Origin of the sequence: Pseudomonas aestiva (assembly GCF_039908605.1) — a bacterium.
GTDB lineage: Bacteria > Pseudomonadota > Gammaproteobacteria > Pseudomonadales > Pseudomonadaceae > Chryseomonas > Chryseomonas aestiva.
Window position 1 is genome coordinate 3,372,934 of record NZ_CP150916.1, and the last position, 15,256, is coordinate 3,388,189.

At 61.3% G+C, this 15,256-nt stretch carries 17 protein-coding genes; 5 read left to right on the forward strand and 12 right to left on the reverse strand.

Features of this window, described 5'->3' with window-relative positions; translation table 11 throughout:
* Nucleotides 1-8 precede the first annotated feature (8 nt).
* The 9 genes from AABM56_RS15640 to AABM56_RS15680 form a co-directional block, all read right to left on the reverse strand.
* On the reverse strand, nucleotides 9-1,109 hold the full coding sequence (locus AABM56_RS15640) for a flagellar basal body P-ring protein FlgI (RefSeq protein WP_133862454.1): 1,101 nt from the start codon (nucleotides 1,107-1,109) through the stop codon (nucleotides 9-11).
* 11 nt (nucleotides 1,110-1,120) lie between these two features.
* Nucleotides 1,121-1,816, reverse strand: a complete 696-nt coding sequence (gene flgH, locus AABM56_RS15645; protein ID WP_133862455.1) for a flagellar basal body L-ring protein FlgH — start codon at nucleotides 1,814-1,816, stop codon at nucleotides 1,121-1,123.
* Between the two features lie 21 nt (nucleotides 1,817-1,837).
* Nucleotides 1,838-2,623 carry a flagellar basal-body rod protein FlgG gene (gene flgG, locus AABM56_RS15650; protein WP_027598031.1) on the reverse strand — a complete coding sequence of 262 codons (786 nt, stop codon included), beginning with the start codon at nucleotides 2,621-2,623 and terminating at the stop codon, nucleotides 1,838-1,840.
* A gap of 46 nt (nucleotides 2,624-2,669) precedes the next feature.
* Nucleotides 2,670-3,413: a flagellar basal body rod protein FlgF gene (locus tag AABM56_RS15655; protein ID WP_007160441.1), complete on the reverse strand. Its 744-nt coding sequence runs from the start codon at nucleotides 3,411-3,413 to the stop codon at nucleotides 2,670-2,672.
* Nucleotides 3,414-3,582: 169 nt separating this feature from the next.
* Entirely contained in the window at nucleotides 3,583-4,932 is a 1,350-nt protein-coding gene (gene flgE, locus AABM56_RS15660; RefSeq protein WP_347883463.1) for a flagellar hook protein FlgE, read from the reverse strand.
* Nucleotides 4,933-4,958: 26 nt separating this feature from the next.
* Nucleotides 4,959-5,669, reverse strand: a complete 711-nt coding sequence (locus AABM56_RS15665) for a flagellar hook assembly protein FlgD (protein ID WP_044340937.1) — start codon at nucleotides 5,667-5,669, stop codon at nucleotides 4,959-4,961.
* 12 nt (nucleotides 5,670-5,681) lie between these two features.
* Nucleotides 5,682-6,119 carry a flagellar basal body rod protein FlgC gene (gene flgC, locus AABM56_RS15670; RefSeq protein WP_347883464.1) on the reverse strand — a complete coding sequence of 146 codons (438 nt, stop codon included), beginning with the start codon at nucleotides 6,117-6,119 and terminating at the stop codon, nucleotides 5,682-5,684.
* 2 nt (nucleotides 6,120-6,121) lie between these two features.
* Nucleotides 6,122-6,544, reverse strand: a complete 423-nt coding sequence (gene flgB, locus AABM56_RS15675) for a flagellar basal body rod protein FlgB (RefSeq protein ID WP_347883465.1) — start codon at nucleotides 6,542-6,544, stop codon at nucleotides 6,122-6,124.
* A 729-nt stretch (nucleotides 6,545-7,273) separates the two neighbouring features.
* Complete coding sequence (locus AABM56_RS15680; protein ID WP_347883466.1) at nucleotides 7,274-7,543, reverse strand: hypothetical protein; 270 nt, start codon at nucleotides 7,541-7,543, stop codon at nucleotides 7,274-7,276.
* A gap of 507 nt (nucleotides 7,544-8,050) precedes the next feature.
* Here AABM56_RS15680 and AABM56_RS15685 point away from each other — a divergent pair.
* Entirely contained in the window at nucleotides 8,051-9,109 is a 1,059-nt protein-coding gene (locus AABM56_RS15685) for an STY4528 family pathogenicity island replication protein (RefSeq protein WP_347883467.1), read from the forward strand.
* A gap of 280 nt (nucleotides 9,110-9,389) precedes the next feature.
* Here the strand turns inward: AABM56_RS15685 and cheR are convergent, their stop codons facing one another.
* A complete protein-coding gene (gene cheR / locus AABM56_RS15690) occupies nucleotides 9,390-10,217 on the reverse strand; it encodes a protein-glutamate O-methyltransferase CheR (protein ID WP_208692067.1) in 828 nt (275 codons plus the stop codon).
* 42 nt (nucleotides 10,218-10,259) lie between these two features.
* Nucleotides 10,260-11,192 (reverse strand): chemotaxis protein CheV, encoded by a 933-nt coding sequence (locus AABM56_RS15695; protein WP_044340938.1) that lies wholly within the window; start codon nucleotides 11,190-11,192, stop codon nucleotides 10,260-10,262.
* Between the two features lie 233 nt (nucleotides 11,193-11,425).
* Here AABM56_RS15695 and flgA point away from each other — a divergent pair, with 233 nt between their 5' ends.
* The 4 genes from flgA to AABM56_RS15715 all read left to right on the forward strand — a co-directional run bounded on the left by flgA (nucleotide 11,426) and on the right by AABM56_RS15715 (nucleotide 13,838).
* The gene (gene flgA, locus AABM56_RS15700; RefSeq protein WP_263258885.1) at nucleotides 11,426-12,019 is read left to right on the forward strand and encodes a flagellar basal body P-ring formation chaperone FlgA; all 594 of its coding nucleotides are present in this window, start codon (nucleotides 11,426-11,428) and stop codon (nucleotides 12,017-12,019) included.
* A gap of 159 nt (nucleotides 12,020-12,178) precedes the next feature.
* Nucleotides 12,179-12,487, forward strand: coding sequence for a flagellar biosynthesis anti-sigma factor FlgM (gene flgM, locus AABM56_RS15705; protein WP_059315614.1), 309 nt, complete (start codon nucleotides 12,179-12,181; stop codon nucleotides 12,485-12,487).
* Between the two features lie 60 nt (nucleotides 12,488-12,547).
* The gene (locus tag AABM56_RS15710) at nucleotides 12,548-13,015 is read left to right on the forward strand and encodes a flagella synthesis protein FlgN (RefSeq protein ID WP_133862465.1); all 468 of its coding nucleotides are present in this window, start codon (nucleotides 12,548-12,550) and stop codon (nucleotides 13,013-13,015) included.
* An 88-nt stretch (nucleotides 13,016-13,103) separates the two neighbouring features.
* The gene (locus AABM56_RS15715; protein WP_347883468.1) at nucleotides 13,104-13,838 is read left to right on the forward strand and encodes a flagellar regulator YcgR PilZN domain-containing protein; all 735 of its coding nucleotides are present in this window, start codon (nucleotides 13,104-13,106) and stop codon (nucleotides 13,836-13,838) included.
* A gap of 42 nt (nucleotides 13,839-13,880) precedes the next feature.
* Here AABM56_RS15715 and AABM56_RS15720 read toward each other — a convergent pair whose 3' ends face one another.
* Nucleotides 13,881-15,236, reverse strand: a complete 1,356-nt coding sequence (locus AABM56_RS15720) for an MFS transporter (RefSeq protein ID WP_347883469.1) — start codon at nucleotides 15,234-15,236, stop codon at nucleotides 13,881-13,883.
* Nucleotides 15,237-15,256 lie beyond the last annotated feature (20 nt).

The following is a 15,256-nucleotide window of genomic DNA, read 5'->3' on the forward strand; positions in this document are numbered from 1 at the left end:
CGTTCTCCTTAGATAACGATCAGATCGGCCTGCAAGGCGCCGGCCTGTTTCAACGCTTCGAGAATGGCGACCAGGTCGCTGGGCGCCGCGCCCACCTGATTCACCGCTCTCACGATCTCGTCCAACGTGGTACCCGGACCGAACTTGAACATCGGCTTGGCCTCCTGCTTGGCCTTGACGGTCGACTGGGGGGTCACCACCGTCTGCCCACCCGACAAGGGATTGGGCTGGCTCACCTGGGGGTCCTCGCTGATGGTCACGGTCAGGCTGCCCTGGGTCACCGCCGCCGGCGAGACCTTGACGTTCTGGCCAATGACGATGGTCCCGGTGCGGGAGTTGACGATGACCTTGGCCACCGCCTGCCCCGGATCCACTTCCATGTTCTCCAGGATCGAGATGTAGTCGACGCGCTGGCCAGGATCCACCGGCGCCGTGACACGAATCGATCCGGCATCAACAGCAGATGCAACACCCGCGCCAAGTGTCTCGTTGATCTTGTCGACGATGCGCTTGGCGGTGGTGAAGTCGCTGCGATTGAGGTCCAGCGTGATGCTGTTGCCCTGGTCGAAGCCGCTCGGCACCGGTCGCTCGACGGTGGCGCCATTGGGAATGCGGCCGGATGACGGAACGTTGACGGTAATCTTCGAGCCGTCACGGCCTTCGGCGTCAAAACCCCCGACCACCAGGTTGCCCTGGGCGATGGCGTAGATCTGGCCATCGATACCCTTGAGCGGCGAGAGCAGCAGACTGCCGCCTCTCAGGCTCTTGGAGTTGCCGATGGAGGACACCGTGATGTCGATGGTCTGGCCAGGCTTGGAAAAGGCCGGCAGATCGGCATGGATGGACACCGCCGCGACGTTCTTCAGCTGCGCCGTGGTACCCGGCGGCACCTTGATGCCGAACTGGGCCAGCATGTTGTTGAAGGTCTGCACGGTGAAGGGCGTCTGGGTGGTCTGGTCGCCGGTACCGGGCAGCCCCACCACCAGGCCGTAGCCGATCAGCTGGTTGGTCCGCACGCCCTGGATGCTGGCGATGTCCTTGAGCCGATCCGCCTGGGCCAGGGGCATGACCAGGGCCAGGGCGGCAGCGGCGATGAGGGTCTTGAACATGGCGCTCATCCTCAGAAGGGCATCAGCGGGCTGCCGAAGAACTGGCTCAGCCAGCCCGGCTGACTGGCATCGGCGAAGGCGCCGGTGCCCGAATAGGTGATACGGGCATCGGCCACGCGGGTGGACGACACGGTGTTGTCGGTGGCGATGTCGTCGGCGCGGACCATGCCTTGGATGCGCATGAGTTCGTTGCCGGTGTTGAGCGTCAGCCACTTCTCGCCGCGGACCACCAGGATGCCGTTGGGCAGCACCTCGGCGATGGTCACGGTCAGCGAGCCGGACAGGCTGTTGCCCTGGGCCGCCGTGGACTTGCCGGTGTTGGAGCGGTTGCCGGAGAAGCCGGCGTCCAGGCTCAGGTCGCCATCGGCCAGGGGATTGGGGATCTTCGGCTTGGCGCCGAACAGCGAGGTCAGCCCCAGGGTCGCCTTGCTGTTCTTGGCGACGTCGGAACTGGCGTTCTTGCTGGCCTGGGTCTTCTCCTGCAGGGTGACGGTGATGATGTCGCCGATGCGGAAGGCCTTGCGGTCGGTATAGAGATTCTGCTCGAACCCCGACTGGAAGATGGCGCCGTTGTTCTGCGCCGCCGGCACCGGCGTGCGCGGCAGCACCGGGGCGTAGTAGGGATCGTCCGGCTTGGCGGCCGGGGCTACGCATCCTGCGAGTACGAGCGCTCCCAGGAGCGGGGCGACGGCGAACAGAGGTTTCATGGAGCGCTTCCTCACAGGGGATTAGAGCTGTTGACTGACGAAGCCGAGCATGTCGTCGGCCGCTTTGATGACCTTGGAATTCATCTCGTAGGCGCGCTGGGTGGTGATCATGTTCACCAACTCCTCCACGGTGCTCACGTTGGAGTTTTCCAGGGTGCTCTGCAGCACGGTGCCAAGACCGTTGAGGCCCGGGGTACCGACCTGGGGGGCGCCGCTGGACGCCGTCTCGCTGAACAGGTTCTGGCCCACGGCCTGGAGACCGCCCGGGTTGACGAACTGGGCGATCTGCAGATTGCCGATGACCTGGGGTGCGGCCTGGCCGGCGGTAGTGACCGACACGGTGCCGTCTTCGCCAACGGTGAAGGTCTTGGTATCGGCCGGCAGCACGATGGCGGGCTGCAGGGCGAAGCCGTTGGCGGTGACCAGCTGGCCATCGGCATTCAGATGGAAGGTACCGTCACGGGTGTAGTTGATGGTCCCGTCAGGCATGGTCACCTGGAAGAAGCCGTCGCCGTTGATGGCCATGTCCAGCGGCTGGTCGGTGGTCTGCAGCGAACCCTCGGTGAAGTTCTTCTGGGTGCCGACGATGCGCACACCGGTACCCAGTTGCAGGCCAGAGGGCAGCTGGTTGTCCTGGGTGGACTGGGCACCCGGCTGGCGACGGATCTGGTACAGCAGGTCCTGGAATTCGGCGCGATCGCGCTTGAAGCCCGTGGTGGACACGTTGGCCAGGTTGTTGGAAATGGTGGTGAGGTTCATGTCCTGGGCGGACAGACCGGTCTTGGCGACCCACAGTGACGACATCATGATGGTATTCCTCGAAGTGCCGGTTTTACGTCGGCGCTAGCCTTGATCAGGAGAATTGCAAAACCTTTGCCAGCGCCGCGTCGTTGTCTTCGGCGCTGCGCATCATCTTCACCTGCAGCTCGAACTGGCGGGACAGCGACAGGATCGAGGTCATCTCCTCCGCCGCATTGACGTTGCTCGACTCGACGAAGCCGGACACCAGGGACACGTTGGCATCCATGGGCGGCGCGGCCTGGCCCTGCTTCATGTGCAGCAGGCCGTCGAGCCCCTTTTCCATCTGCTTGGTGTCGGGATTGACCAGCTTGATGCGGTCGACCTGGGCCAGGGCGTTGGCCGCCTGACCAGAGCCGCGCACGGTGATGCTGCCGTCCTGACCGATTTCCACCTTGGAAGCGGGCGGCACGGCGATGGGTCCGCCATTGCCGAGCACCGGCAAGCCGCTGCCGGTCCGCAGCATGCCGAGGGGATCGATCTGCAGGCTGGAGGTGCGGACATAGGCCTCCTTGCCGGAGGGATCCTGGACCGCGACGAAGCCCGGCCCCTGGATGGCCACGTCCAGGTCACGCCCGGTTTCCTGCAGCGCACCGGGAGTGAAGTCGGTCGCCGGCCGCTCGCTCATGGAATAGACGCGCGACGGCATGGTTTCGCCGAACACCTGCATCGAGCGCGCCTGTTCGAGATCCTTGCGGAATCCCGAGGTCGAGACGTTGGCCAGGTTGTTGGCATGGGCGCGCTGAGCCATTTCGTTCTGGCTGGCGCCGGTCATGGCGACGTACAGCAGCTTGTCCATCTGATCCTCCGACGGCGGCAGATTGCCGCCAAGCTTGCGTTCGGAGGTTCTATAGCAAGGCCCGTTCCAGAAAACTTAAACACATATGAATCAAGGACTTGAGAATAGAAAAGCCTCCCGAGGGAGGCTTTTCCTGACGTCTGAGCGGCAAGCCGTCAGAGAAACGACATCAACGCAGGTTGATGATGGTCTGGGTGATGGCGTTCTCGGTCTCGATGGTCTTGGCGTTCGCCTGGTAGTTGCGCTGCGCCACGATCATGTCGACCAGCTCGGTGGAGATGTCCACGTTGGACGCCTCCAGCGCCCCGGACTGCAGGGCTCCCAGGGTTCCGGAGCGCGGCGTGCCGACCACCGGCTGACCCGACTCCGAAGACTCGGTCCAGGAGGTCTTGCCCATGGGGGTCAGGCCCTGGACGTTGGCGAAGTTCGCCAGCACGACCTGGCCCTGCACCTTGGACTGACCGTTGGTGTAGCGCGCGAAGATCTGGCCGGTATCGTCGATCTCCAGGCCGGACAACTGGCCGGTGGTGTAGCCGTCCTGGTTGACGCTGGTCACGGCAAAGGCGCTGCTGTACTGGGTCGAGCCACGCATATCCAGGGTGATGCCGGCCGGGTTGGCCACGGCGCCGTTGGAGGCCCAGGTCGCCGGGGTACCGCCGTTGGAAATGGCCGGGACCCAGTTGTCCAGCTTGAGCACGCCCTCGAAGGCATTGGTGCTGGCGTTGTTGACCTGCTTGAGATCGGTCGAGGCCACATTGGCACCGTCGAGCGCACCACTGCTGGTGAACGGCAGGGTCACGCTGTAGGGCGTGGCGACCTTGGTGGTCGCATCTTCCTTGGTGGGGTCGCCCGGATTGCGACCGTCGATCAGCACGTTCATGGTCCAGGAGTTGTTCGCGCCCTTGACGAAATACTGCGACAGGACGTGGGCGTTGCCCTGGCTGTCATAGATGTTCACCGAGGTCGAGGAGTTGTAGCTGGTCGGATCGGACGGGTTGAACGGCGTCGTGGTCGGCGTCGTCTGGGTCGAGTTCAGGTTGACCGTTTGCTTGATCGAGCTGGACGCCTTGGGCGCCTGGCTGGCGGTCTCGATGCGCAGGTCGCTGCGCACGCCCGGCTGCAGCAGACCCTGGTCGTTGGTGGTATAGCCCTGCAGCTTGTAGCCGTTGTTGTCGACGATGAAGCCTTGCTTGTCGGTCCCGAAGTAACCGGCACGGGTGTACTGGATAGCGCCATTGTTGCTGGTGACGAAGAAGCCGTTGCCGTTGATGCCCATGTCCAGCGCGTTCTGCGTGGAATCGATGGTGCCCTGGTTGAACAGCTGGCCGACATTGCCGAGCAGCACGCCGCTGCCCTGGGCATTCTTGCCGGTGCCCAGAACCGAGGCGGCATAGAGGTCCTGGAACTCCGCCCGCGACTGCTTGAAGCCGACGGTGCTGGCGTTGGCGATGTTGTTGCCGGTGATGTTGAGGTCACTGGACGCGGCCTTGATGCCGCTCAAACCGATATTGAAAGACATGCTGGATTCCTCTCGTGTGCCGCGCCTTACTGGCCGACCGCCTGGACTTTGGAGATGCCGATGCTGCCGACGCCGGCAAGGTTGAGTGTCATTTCGCCGCCGTTCTGCCCGAGCGTCACACTGTCGACGTTGGCTGGCAGACTGGTCTTCATGGCCGTGGTGGTGTCGTTCACGTTCGCCTGGGCCTCGAAGCGGTAGGTGCCGGCATCCAGCTTCTTGCCGCTGGCGTCGGTACCATCCCAGGTAAAATTCACCAGGCCACTGGATTGCTGCCCCAGGTTCAGACGATTCACCTGACTGCCCGCGTCGTTGTAGACATTGACCCAGACGTTCGGACTGGACGCGGTCAGGTTGAGCGCACCCTTGAAGTCCGCACTGGTATCCACCTTGACCTTGTCGGTATCGACGATCACCTTGCGGCCCACCAGGGTGGACGCCTGCAGTGCCTGGGAAGACTGACTGCCGGAGAGGATCGAGCTGACGCTGGTGTTGAGGTTGGTGATGCCCTCGACGGTACTGAACTGCGCCAGCTGTGCGATGAACTCGCCGTTGCCCTGGGGCTCCAGCGGATTCTGGTTGTTCATCTGGGCGACCATCAGCTTGAGGAACTCGTCCTTGCCGAGCTTGCCGCCTTTCTTGCCATCGCTGCTAGCGGTCTCGGAGGTAGCGTCTGTCTTGTTGACGGAGTACTTGTCGAGCACCGACTGAGCGGTTGAATTGGTCGTGCTTATGGACATGGCGCCGGTTCCTTACTGACCGAGGGTCAGTACCTTCTGCATCATCTGTTTGGCGGTATTCATCATTTCCGCATTGGTCTGGAAGGCGCGACTGGCCGAAATCATGTCGGCCATCTCCTCCACCACGTTCACGTTGGGGTAGTAGACGTAGCCGTCCTTGTCCGCCATGGGGTGGTTGGGCTCATAGCGCTTCTGCACCTCGCTCTGATCCTCGACGATGCCCTTCACCTCTACCCCGACCCCGGCCTGGCCCTGGTTGTCGAACAACGAGGCGCCGCCCTGGGCGTCATTGAGCTGGGCGGCGAATACCGGATGCCGCGCCTTGTAGGTCTGGTCGACGCTGGAAGACACGGAATCGGCGTTGGCCATGTTGCTGGCCACGGTGTTGAGGCGAACGTTCTGGGCGCTCATCCCGCTACCGGCGATGTTGAACAGCGAACTCAGGGACATGGCTACTCTCCGCGCAGGGCCGACATCAGCCCCTTGAACTTGCTATTGAGCAGGGTGAAGCTGGCCTGGAAATTCATCGCGTTTTCGGCGTAGTTGGCCTGCTCGACCTGCGCATCCACGGTGTTCTGGTCCACCGAGGGCTGAGTGGGGATGCGATACTTCAAGGCCGCATCGCCCATGCCCATGTCGAAGCCTTCAGCGGCGATATGGCGGCTGTTGGTGGTTTCCAGCTGATAGTGGCCGGCAGCGCCCGGAGCGCTCTTGGCCGCCTGCTCTGCCATCACGGCGCTGAAATCCAGATCCCGCGCCTTGTAGCCCGGGGTATCGGCATTGGCGATGTTGTTGCCCAACACCTCGGCGCGTTGCGAACGGAAGTTCAGCGCCTGCTCGTGCAACCCGAGTGCTTTGTCGAAACTGATGCTCATGTCGAGAGACCTTTGACGTGGCTTGCAAGCGATTTAGCAAGGCCCGTGCCAGTCTCTTGCATCCATTTAAATCAAGGGTTTAGCGCAACGCGGCAGTCAGAACGACGGCAAGCGGCAAGGTTTTTCCGCCGCCTTTGCCGGCCCCGGGATCGGGGGCGGCAAAACTTTGGCGCAGAAAAGGTAAACCGGGAGCCAGACCTACATGCTGTGGATTTTCCCCTATCGAACCGGACCAATGCCCCGTCAAATTGCGGCCTGCCACAAACGCCTAAAATCCTGCAGCGATCGGTATTCGACGCGTTGTACGGATACCCCTCGCAATGCCTGACAGCGATAGCCAGGTTGCTTAGGGTCTTTGCATGGTCGAGCTTAGACATGTGGCGGATATAACCGCCCTTCTTAGTCTTCACGAAGCTTTCCGCCATCCCGCTGCCTGGGGACTACACGCCGTTTTCATCAGAGGCAACAGGTCGACCTGCTGCGCAAAAGATGAGTCTGTTTGGCGGTATAGGTCTACTCATTACCAGCCAGATACTGCGCCGTTAACGAAAGTCGCCTAACTCCAAGCCATGTTCGATAGCGCCTAGCATCACGTCGCGAACCACGTCACCGCTACAGCGTCTTGCGCCAGCCGCCCAACTGACAGTAAGGCAATGGCAGGCTATCGCCCGCCATTGCCGGGAAAGGACCTAAACCGATGTCCAAAGCCAGTTGAACATTACGTCTGTCTCAAGAGTTGTTGTGGCGCGCATCGGATAGAGCACGACGATAAAGGGTAACCATCTCGCCCAGCAGCTCCTGAGCGATATTGCAGGCAACCTTTAGCCGCAGCTCTTCAGGATGACCGGAGTGGCGCTCTGCCAGCTGAATTAGCAGGTCACCTAGCATTGAGGCACGAAGATCCGCATCGGCATCGATAGATCGAGTGGAAAGATCCATTTGGTCGAGCGTGATTGGCTTGCTGGGGAACGGGACGATAGAGGGATTCTTCTCAGCCATAGCAAACCTCCGTTGTAGAGGTAGATGGCATACAGGTAGCGCCAAGGCGGAGCTCGGGCTTAAAAGGAGATACAGGCATTTTAACTGCTCCTCAGACGATTAAGGAGCCGCCACCCGCCGTTGTCACTCGGTGATGGGAGGCGGACCGTGAGGGGGTGACAAACCGGCGTCCGAGGCAACCGGCCAGGCAAAAGCCTGCCCCACACGGCCCGCCATAGAAAACAACAGATGTGGTCTAGCTACAGCGCTACCGCGCCTCGAACGAATCGGGTTGTCACACCCGGTCGTGGGATTGACCACGACAATGCAAATTTACCGTTTTGGAACGCGCCCTAGCAACCCGTGACGACGCTCGCTACCTATGACTCATCTAGGTTGGTCTACAGCAGACCATTTGGTACGCAACAGAAATACGGTAACGGGCCAAATCAGATTGTTCTGGGACAGACCAATCCAGCCCCCACGAGACTCGCTGACAGCCGAACGGCCTTCGTAGGGGGAGAGCAAATGGGAAACTATTGCACGCACAAGCGCTACGCATCGACTAACTGGTTCACGACGCCAATCGCACTGCTGGTAGATCCGCGGCTGACGCCGCTGGAGCGCAACGGGTGGCAGGTCTTACGCATGCTCAGTGATGCAGACGGTGTGAGTTCGCTTACGAGTCTGAGCCAGCTTCGACGCTATCTCAGCACCACGCCGTTAGGACAACGGGCGGGCTATGAGACGGCACGACGTGTGCTGAAGGTGCTACGCCTGACGGGTTGGATCACTCTGCTCGGTGTACAGCGTGACCCCATGACGGGCAAGGTGATGAGCGAGCGCTACAGGGTGCATGAGCGTGCCTTAGCGTTTGATCGAGCATGCACTGCCGACCAGACGCTTGCCGGCCTATTGCACGCGTGCCTTCACGAGACGGGCCATCCGATCCACCGGATTGCGCAGCATCTCAATCATGCGTTCGAGCAAAAGCAGCGCAGTGACGATGGGCAGGCTAGCCCTGATGACCTCGGGAGCTCTAGCTCCGAGGCGGTACAGATGGGGTCTGGCATAGGCCAAACTGGTCTGTCACAGACCAACGAAGTCCACGACGAACCCATTGGCCAATACAGTACGTACAGTAGTAAGACGTATAAAGTACGTACGTACCCTTCAGAGCTCGAAAGCACAGAGGGCAGCACTCCGCTTCCATCCTGTCTTGCGGGAGTTGATGAAAAGCAGTTGCAAGAGCTTCTAACTGGACTTGATGAGTTGGCGCTGGAGCAGCGTCAGCAGGTGTTGGCAGAACTGGAGGCCAGACACCGTAGCGGCGGCATACGCGACGTAGTGGCCTATGCCTTTGGCTTGATCAGACGAGCGCAGTCGGGAGGTTTCCGGCCTTATGCACTGCGAGACAGGCCGGCAATGCAGACCGTGGCGAACAGAGACCTCGGCATGGACCATCGTCCCCGCCCGGCACATCGAGTAGCCCCCGCAAAGCGCTCAACGCCCGAGATTGCCGAAAACCACATTGCGACGCTTCGCAAGATGCTCAACATGCCCGTGCGATGCAACGAATCAGGCTGAACGCGGAGAGGAACTTAAGACCTATCACCCCCGGCAGGTATAGGCGTGGCTGAGACTAGGCTGTGCTCAGGTTGTACAGCATGCCGGCAAGTTGCGTGGACGATAAAAGCCAACGCAGCACCGTGCATACCAACCGGAATGTTTAAAGCCGAGCAACAGCAGTCGCTTGGATGGGTACGGTTAGTACTAGGAACCAATTACAGCTAGATAGCACACAGAGCTGCAAAGTACCGCGAAGACCATGTGCTGAAATCCAGCTTTGCCACCCTCTATCGAATGCTTACTTGGCCTTGTAGATGATGCCCGGATTGCACTGCACCATCTGGTAGAGATCCGGCAGGCCGTTGAGGGCCTCGGAGGCGCCCAGGAACAGATAACCGCCCGGCTTGAGGGTACCGTGAATGCGCGTGAGGATGTCCTTCTTCACTTCAGCGGAGAAGTAGATCAGCACATTGCGGCAGAACACCATGTCGAATTTGCCGAGGCTGGCGTAGCTGTCCAGCAGATTTAGCGCGCGGAATTCGATACGGCTGCGAATCGCCGGCTTAACCGCCCAGCGATTCGGCTGGAGCACGTCAAAGTAGCGCTGCAAGCGCTCCTGGGATAGCCCTCGACCGATCGCCAGCGAATCGTACTCACCCGACTTGGCCGCGGTGAGAATGGCGCCGGAGAGGTCGGTCGCCACGATTTGCATACCGCCACGCCCCTGCCCCGCCGCGCTGCGCTCGAATTCGTCCATGGTCATGGACAGTGAATAGGGTTCCTGACCCGAAGAGCAGGCCGCCGACCAGACCCGCAGGCGCTGGCCGAAGGTGTTCTTGGTCAACTCCGGCAAGAGGCGGTTCTTCAGCACCTCGAAGGGATAGGTGTCGCGAAACCAGAGGGTTTCATTGGTCGTCATCGCATCGATGACCTTTTCCCGCAGACCGCCACGGGGCTGCATCTGGATGCGCTGCACCAACTCCGACAACGTCTTGATCCCCTCGGTCTCCATCAGCTTGTTGAGCCGACTGGAGACGAGGTACTGCTTGTTGTCACCGAGCAGGATCCCGCTGGATTTCTCGAGGAAATCACGAAAAAGCACAAAATCCGCGTTGACTGCTGACACTGCCGCTCCGCCTTCTGGATACCGGGATAGAGACGCCTTCACCTAGTGACTGTCGACCGCATTGATGCGCTCGGCTACCCGGGAGGCAAGATCATCGGGACGGAACTTGGCCAGGAAGTCGTCCGCACCGACCTTCTTGACCATCGCCTGGTTGAAGACGCCGGACAAGGAGGTATGCAGCAGTATATGCACTTTCTGCATCCGCGAATCATGACGGATTTCCGCCGTCAGGGTGTAGCCATCCATTTCCGGCATCTCGATGTCGGAAATGATCATCAGCAATTCCTCTTCCGGACGCTTGCCTTCCGCCACCATCGCCTGGAGAAAGTTCAGGGCCTGGCGACCGTCGTTGAGGGAGATGACCTCTACCCCGACGGTTTCCAGGCAGCGGCTCACTTGCTTGCGGGCCACCGAGGAGTCGTCGACGATCAGAACGCGCTTGGTGACGGCCTTGGCCTGTACCACTTCGCTGATGACGCCGGCCGACACGGTTTCGACCGACGGTGCGACTTCGGAGAGGATCTTTTCCACGTCGATGATCTCGACGAGCTGGTTGTCGACCCGGGTGACGGCGGTCAGGTAGTGGTCACGACCGGTCCCCTTGGGCGGCGGATTGATGCCTTCCCAGTTCATGTTGACGATTCGCTCCACCGAGCGCACCAGGAAGCCCTGCACCTTGGTGTTGTACTCGGTGATGATCACGAAGCAGTTGTTGATGTCTTCCAGCCCACGACGACCGGTAGCCATCGCCAGGTCGATGATGGGAAAGGTGCCGCCACGAATGCTGGCCACGCCCCGTACCACCGGACTGGATTTCGGCATCACGGTGAGTTTGGGGCACTGCAGCACCTCCTTCACCTTGAAGACGTTGATGCCGTAGAGCTGCGAGCCGTCCAGGCGGAACAGCAGCAGTTCCAGACGGTTCTGGCCCACCAGTTGGGTACGTTGGTTGACTGCGTCCAATACACCAGCCATTTGGCGACTCCTCTCGTTGCCACGGACCGGTTGGAAAACTCGGCACAGGGCTTGCTTAGATGTGACTCATGAAGATCGAAGCGACGTGTTTCCGACCTATGAAGAACTCTTGCCGCTGGGCTGCGAATCTTGTGTTGATCCTGACATGCCTGGGCGGAAAGGCCTATGCAGAAGGCGACTACACCTCATCTGACGAACTTATCGGCGCTGTCGAAAGTTTTCTTGAGGAGCGCGTGCAGGAATATTTGCTGGAGACCCATTCCAACGCTCGCCATGAAACCCAGATCAACTCCCTGGATCCCCGATTGCGCCTTGCCGCCTGCGACAAACCCCTGACGCTATCCCAACAGGGCAGCCCGACGCCGGTGGGCCGGATCAACGTCAAGGTGCGTTGCGAAGGCGGCAGTCCCTGGACGGTATTCGTGCCCGCTCAGGTCAAGCTGTATCGCCCGGTGGTGGTTACTCAGCAGCCGCTGTTGCGTGGCGCGGTGCTCGACGACCAGAACGTGGCCCTGGTGGAGCGCGATGTCGGCACCCTGACCCAGGGTTACCTGACCAGCCTGGAGCAGGTGATAGGTACCCAGCTGAAGCGTCAGGTGGTCAGCGAGCAGGTGCTGGCGCCCTCCTTTATCGAGCAGGCCGAACTCATCCGCAAGGGCGAACAGGTGGTGATCAATGCCCGCAGCGCTTCCTTCAGTATCCGCATGCAGGGCGAAGCCCTCAGCGCAGGCGCCAAGGATGAGGAGATTCGTGTACGCAACCTGAGCTCCAACCGGGTGATCCGCGGTCGGGTCGTCGATCAGGGGCAGGTGGAGGTGGCGCTTTAGCGAAGAAGTCAAAAGGAGTACCTTGGCGTCTGCATCCTGAACCTCTGCGCGTCATCCTGTCGAAGGATGTGACAAGGCGCACAGGTCTGCGGCTAAAGTTTCGGCATGGCACGCCGATAAGCCGGACATGCGAATGAGACGACACGAGGATCTTCACTCATGGCTCTAGATATCAATCGCCTGAATTCGTCCTCTACTGCGGGCATAGGCAACACCAAGGCGGCGTCCACCAAGGACGTGTCCACGGCTCAGACCAGCGACGTCAAGGCTACCAAGAGCACCGCCTCCGGCGAGTCGGTCAGCTTGAGCGCCGAGGCCAAGCAACTGAGCTCCTTGACGGCAGGGCTCAAGGATCTGCCGGTGGTCGACAGCGACAAGGTCAGCCGCCTGAAACAGGCCATCGCCGATGGCTCCTACAAGGTCGACAGCCAGAAGGTGGCCGACAAGCTGATGGCGTTCGAGTCCTGACGCCCGGCTCGGCATGGCCTTTCTGACGATCGCCACTAACGTTCGAACGGAAACCGCGCCATGCCCCATGCCAACTTGCTCGAGATCACCCGCCACGACATCGACCTGAGCGAGCAACTGCTGGCCCTGATCGAGCAGGAGTTCCAGGCCCTGAGCGAGCGCCAGCTCGATCGGCTGGAGGCCCTGCTGGGCACCAAGCAGATCCTGCTCAAACAGCTCGATCAGCACGCTCAGCAGCGTACCCTGCTGCTCCAGACCCATGGTCTGCGAGCGGATCTGCAGGGTTTGCAGGCCTACGCCGCCCAGCAGCCCGACGGGGAAGAATTGTTGGCACGCTCCAGTCAGCTCGCGCAGCTCATGGAGCAATGCAAGGCTCACAACGTCCGTAATGGCCAGATCATCCAGGCCAACCGCTTCGTGGTCGGCAAACTGCTCAATGTACTGCAGGGCACTTCGGCGCCCACGCTGTACAACCGTCGCGGCAGTCAGACCGGTGGCGGCTATCAGCGTCCCCTGAGCTCGGCTTGATCACGGGCATTCTCATGCCAGCGTTTTTCACTGTACAGATGGCGTTAAGCCAGTATCCTTGCTGACCGCTGTTTACAGGAGTTTCCAGGTGCAAGGCTCTTCCGCTAGCGACCATGCCGCTCAGCCACCCCAGGTCTATCGCTCCAAGGGCGAGATCCTGGCCTGCCTGCGGCCAGCGCAACAGCAGCATATTCCGCTGCGGATCACCTTCAATCGTCAGGGGCAGCAATTCCAGAGCTTCGTCGTCGAGATCGACGAGGCGAAGGGCTTGATCGCGCTGGATGAGTTCATCCCACGCGAGGCCGAACGTCTGCTCGAACAGGGCCAGTCGTTCCGGGTGGACAGCTTCCACGAAGGCATCAAGGTCACCTGGGAGATCAATCATCCGGTCGAGTTCAGCGAGCTGGATGGCAATCGCTGCTACTGGATCGGCCTGCCCACCGAACTCACCTATCACCAGCGGCGCAATGCCTATCGGGTCAAGTTGCTGCTGACCCAGCCGGCGACGGCGGAGCTGAGCCAGGGCAACAGCCCGATCCAGCTGCGAGGCCAGTTGATCGATCTGTCGGCCACGGGCTGCAAGCTGCGTTTCCCTGGCAACGTCACTCATCTGCTGCAAACGGGGCAGCAGGTACAGAGCTTCAGCGCGGAGTTGCCCATCGGAACGATCAACACCCCGGTGACCATTCGCCACGTGGCCTGTCCGGAGCGTATGGAATACAGCGACGTCGGCGTCTGCTTCAACAGCCTGACCGGCGCAGCCCAGCGCCAGATCGAGCGCTTCATCTACCAGTTGCAGCGAGAAAACCGCCGGTTCGAGTGACCGACCGGGCGTCCACGACTGCTGGACGCCCTCCTCCACCGCTCAGGGCGCCTTGGATTCAGGCGGGTTCTGCAGGAACTCGATCTCTTCCTGCAGCGGTGCTCCCTCCTCGACAGGCTCCTCCTCTACGACCGGCTCAGTGTGCATCTGGTCATGCACCACCTGGCTATCGACCCGTGGATCCAGGGCCGCTGCCAGCGGCGAACTGGTCGACCCTTCGGGCATCTGTACGTGGCTCAGCGGCGCCTCGTCGACCAGGTGCTTGCCGGTGACCGCATCCGGACGAATGCGCCAGATCAGGATGGCACCGCAGAGCACGACAAAGGCATAGAGCATGTTGGGTCCGACCAGATTCATCAGCGCACCCACCACCAGCGGACCGATACAGGCACCGATGCCAAAGGTCACCAGTAGCATGGCGCTCAGGGATACCCGCCGCTCCCCTTCGATATGGTCATTGGACAGCGCCACCGCCAGGGGATAGAGCACGAATTGCAACAGGCTGGCGATGAGGCCGAGCGGCAGCAGCACCACCGGCGGCACATGGGGCAGCACGGCCAGTGGCAGGGCAGCCAGCATCAGGGCGATGGCGACCACCCGGATCAGCCAGCTGCGATCATGCCGATCCGACAGCCAGCCGATTGGCCACTGGGCGATCAGGCCGGCGAAGATGCAGCAGGCCATGAACAGGCCGATGCGCTCGGTGGGCAGGCCCTGGGCGCTGGCATAGAGGGGCGCCAGGCCGTAGAAGGAGCCGATCACCAGTCCGGCGACCAGGGTCGTGGTCAACGACTGCGGAATTCGCTGGATAAAAAACGTGGGTTCCAGCGGCGCCGGCTTGAGCGGTGCCGGGTGGATCTTGCCGGTGACCGCCACCGGCACCAGGCACAGGGCGTAACAGATGGCGACCAGCATCAGCTTGTCGACGCCGAGATCCGGCGAGAGCACCAGCACCACCTGCCCCAGCGCCAGGCCGAGGTAGGAAGCGGTCATGTAGCCGGAAAAGACCTTGCCGCGCTCGCCTGGGCCGGCCTGCTCGTTGAGCCAGCTCTCCAGCACCATGTACTGGCACATCATGCCCATGCCGATCAGCACCCTGAGTGCCAACCACATCGGCAGCCAGGGCAGCAGGCCGATCCCCAGCACCGCTGCGCCGACTACGCCGGCGCAGGTCACATAGGCACGGATATGGCCGACCTTGGCGATCAGTCGATGCCCCAACTTGCCGCCTATCACCAGGCCCGCGTAATAGGCAGCGGTCAGGGCGCCGACCCAGAGTCCCTGCACCTGATCGGCGGCCAGTCGCAGACCGAGATAGGTACTCAGCAGACCGGTCCCGATCAACATCAACAGCGTCGCGAAATAGAGCCCGCGAAACGCCGACAGCACACGCACCATTGCCTACTCCATCGTCTCTT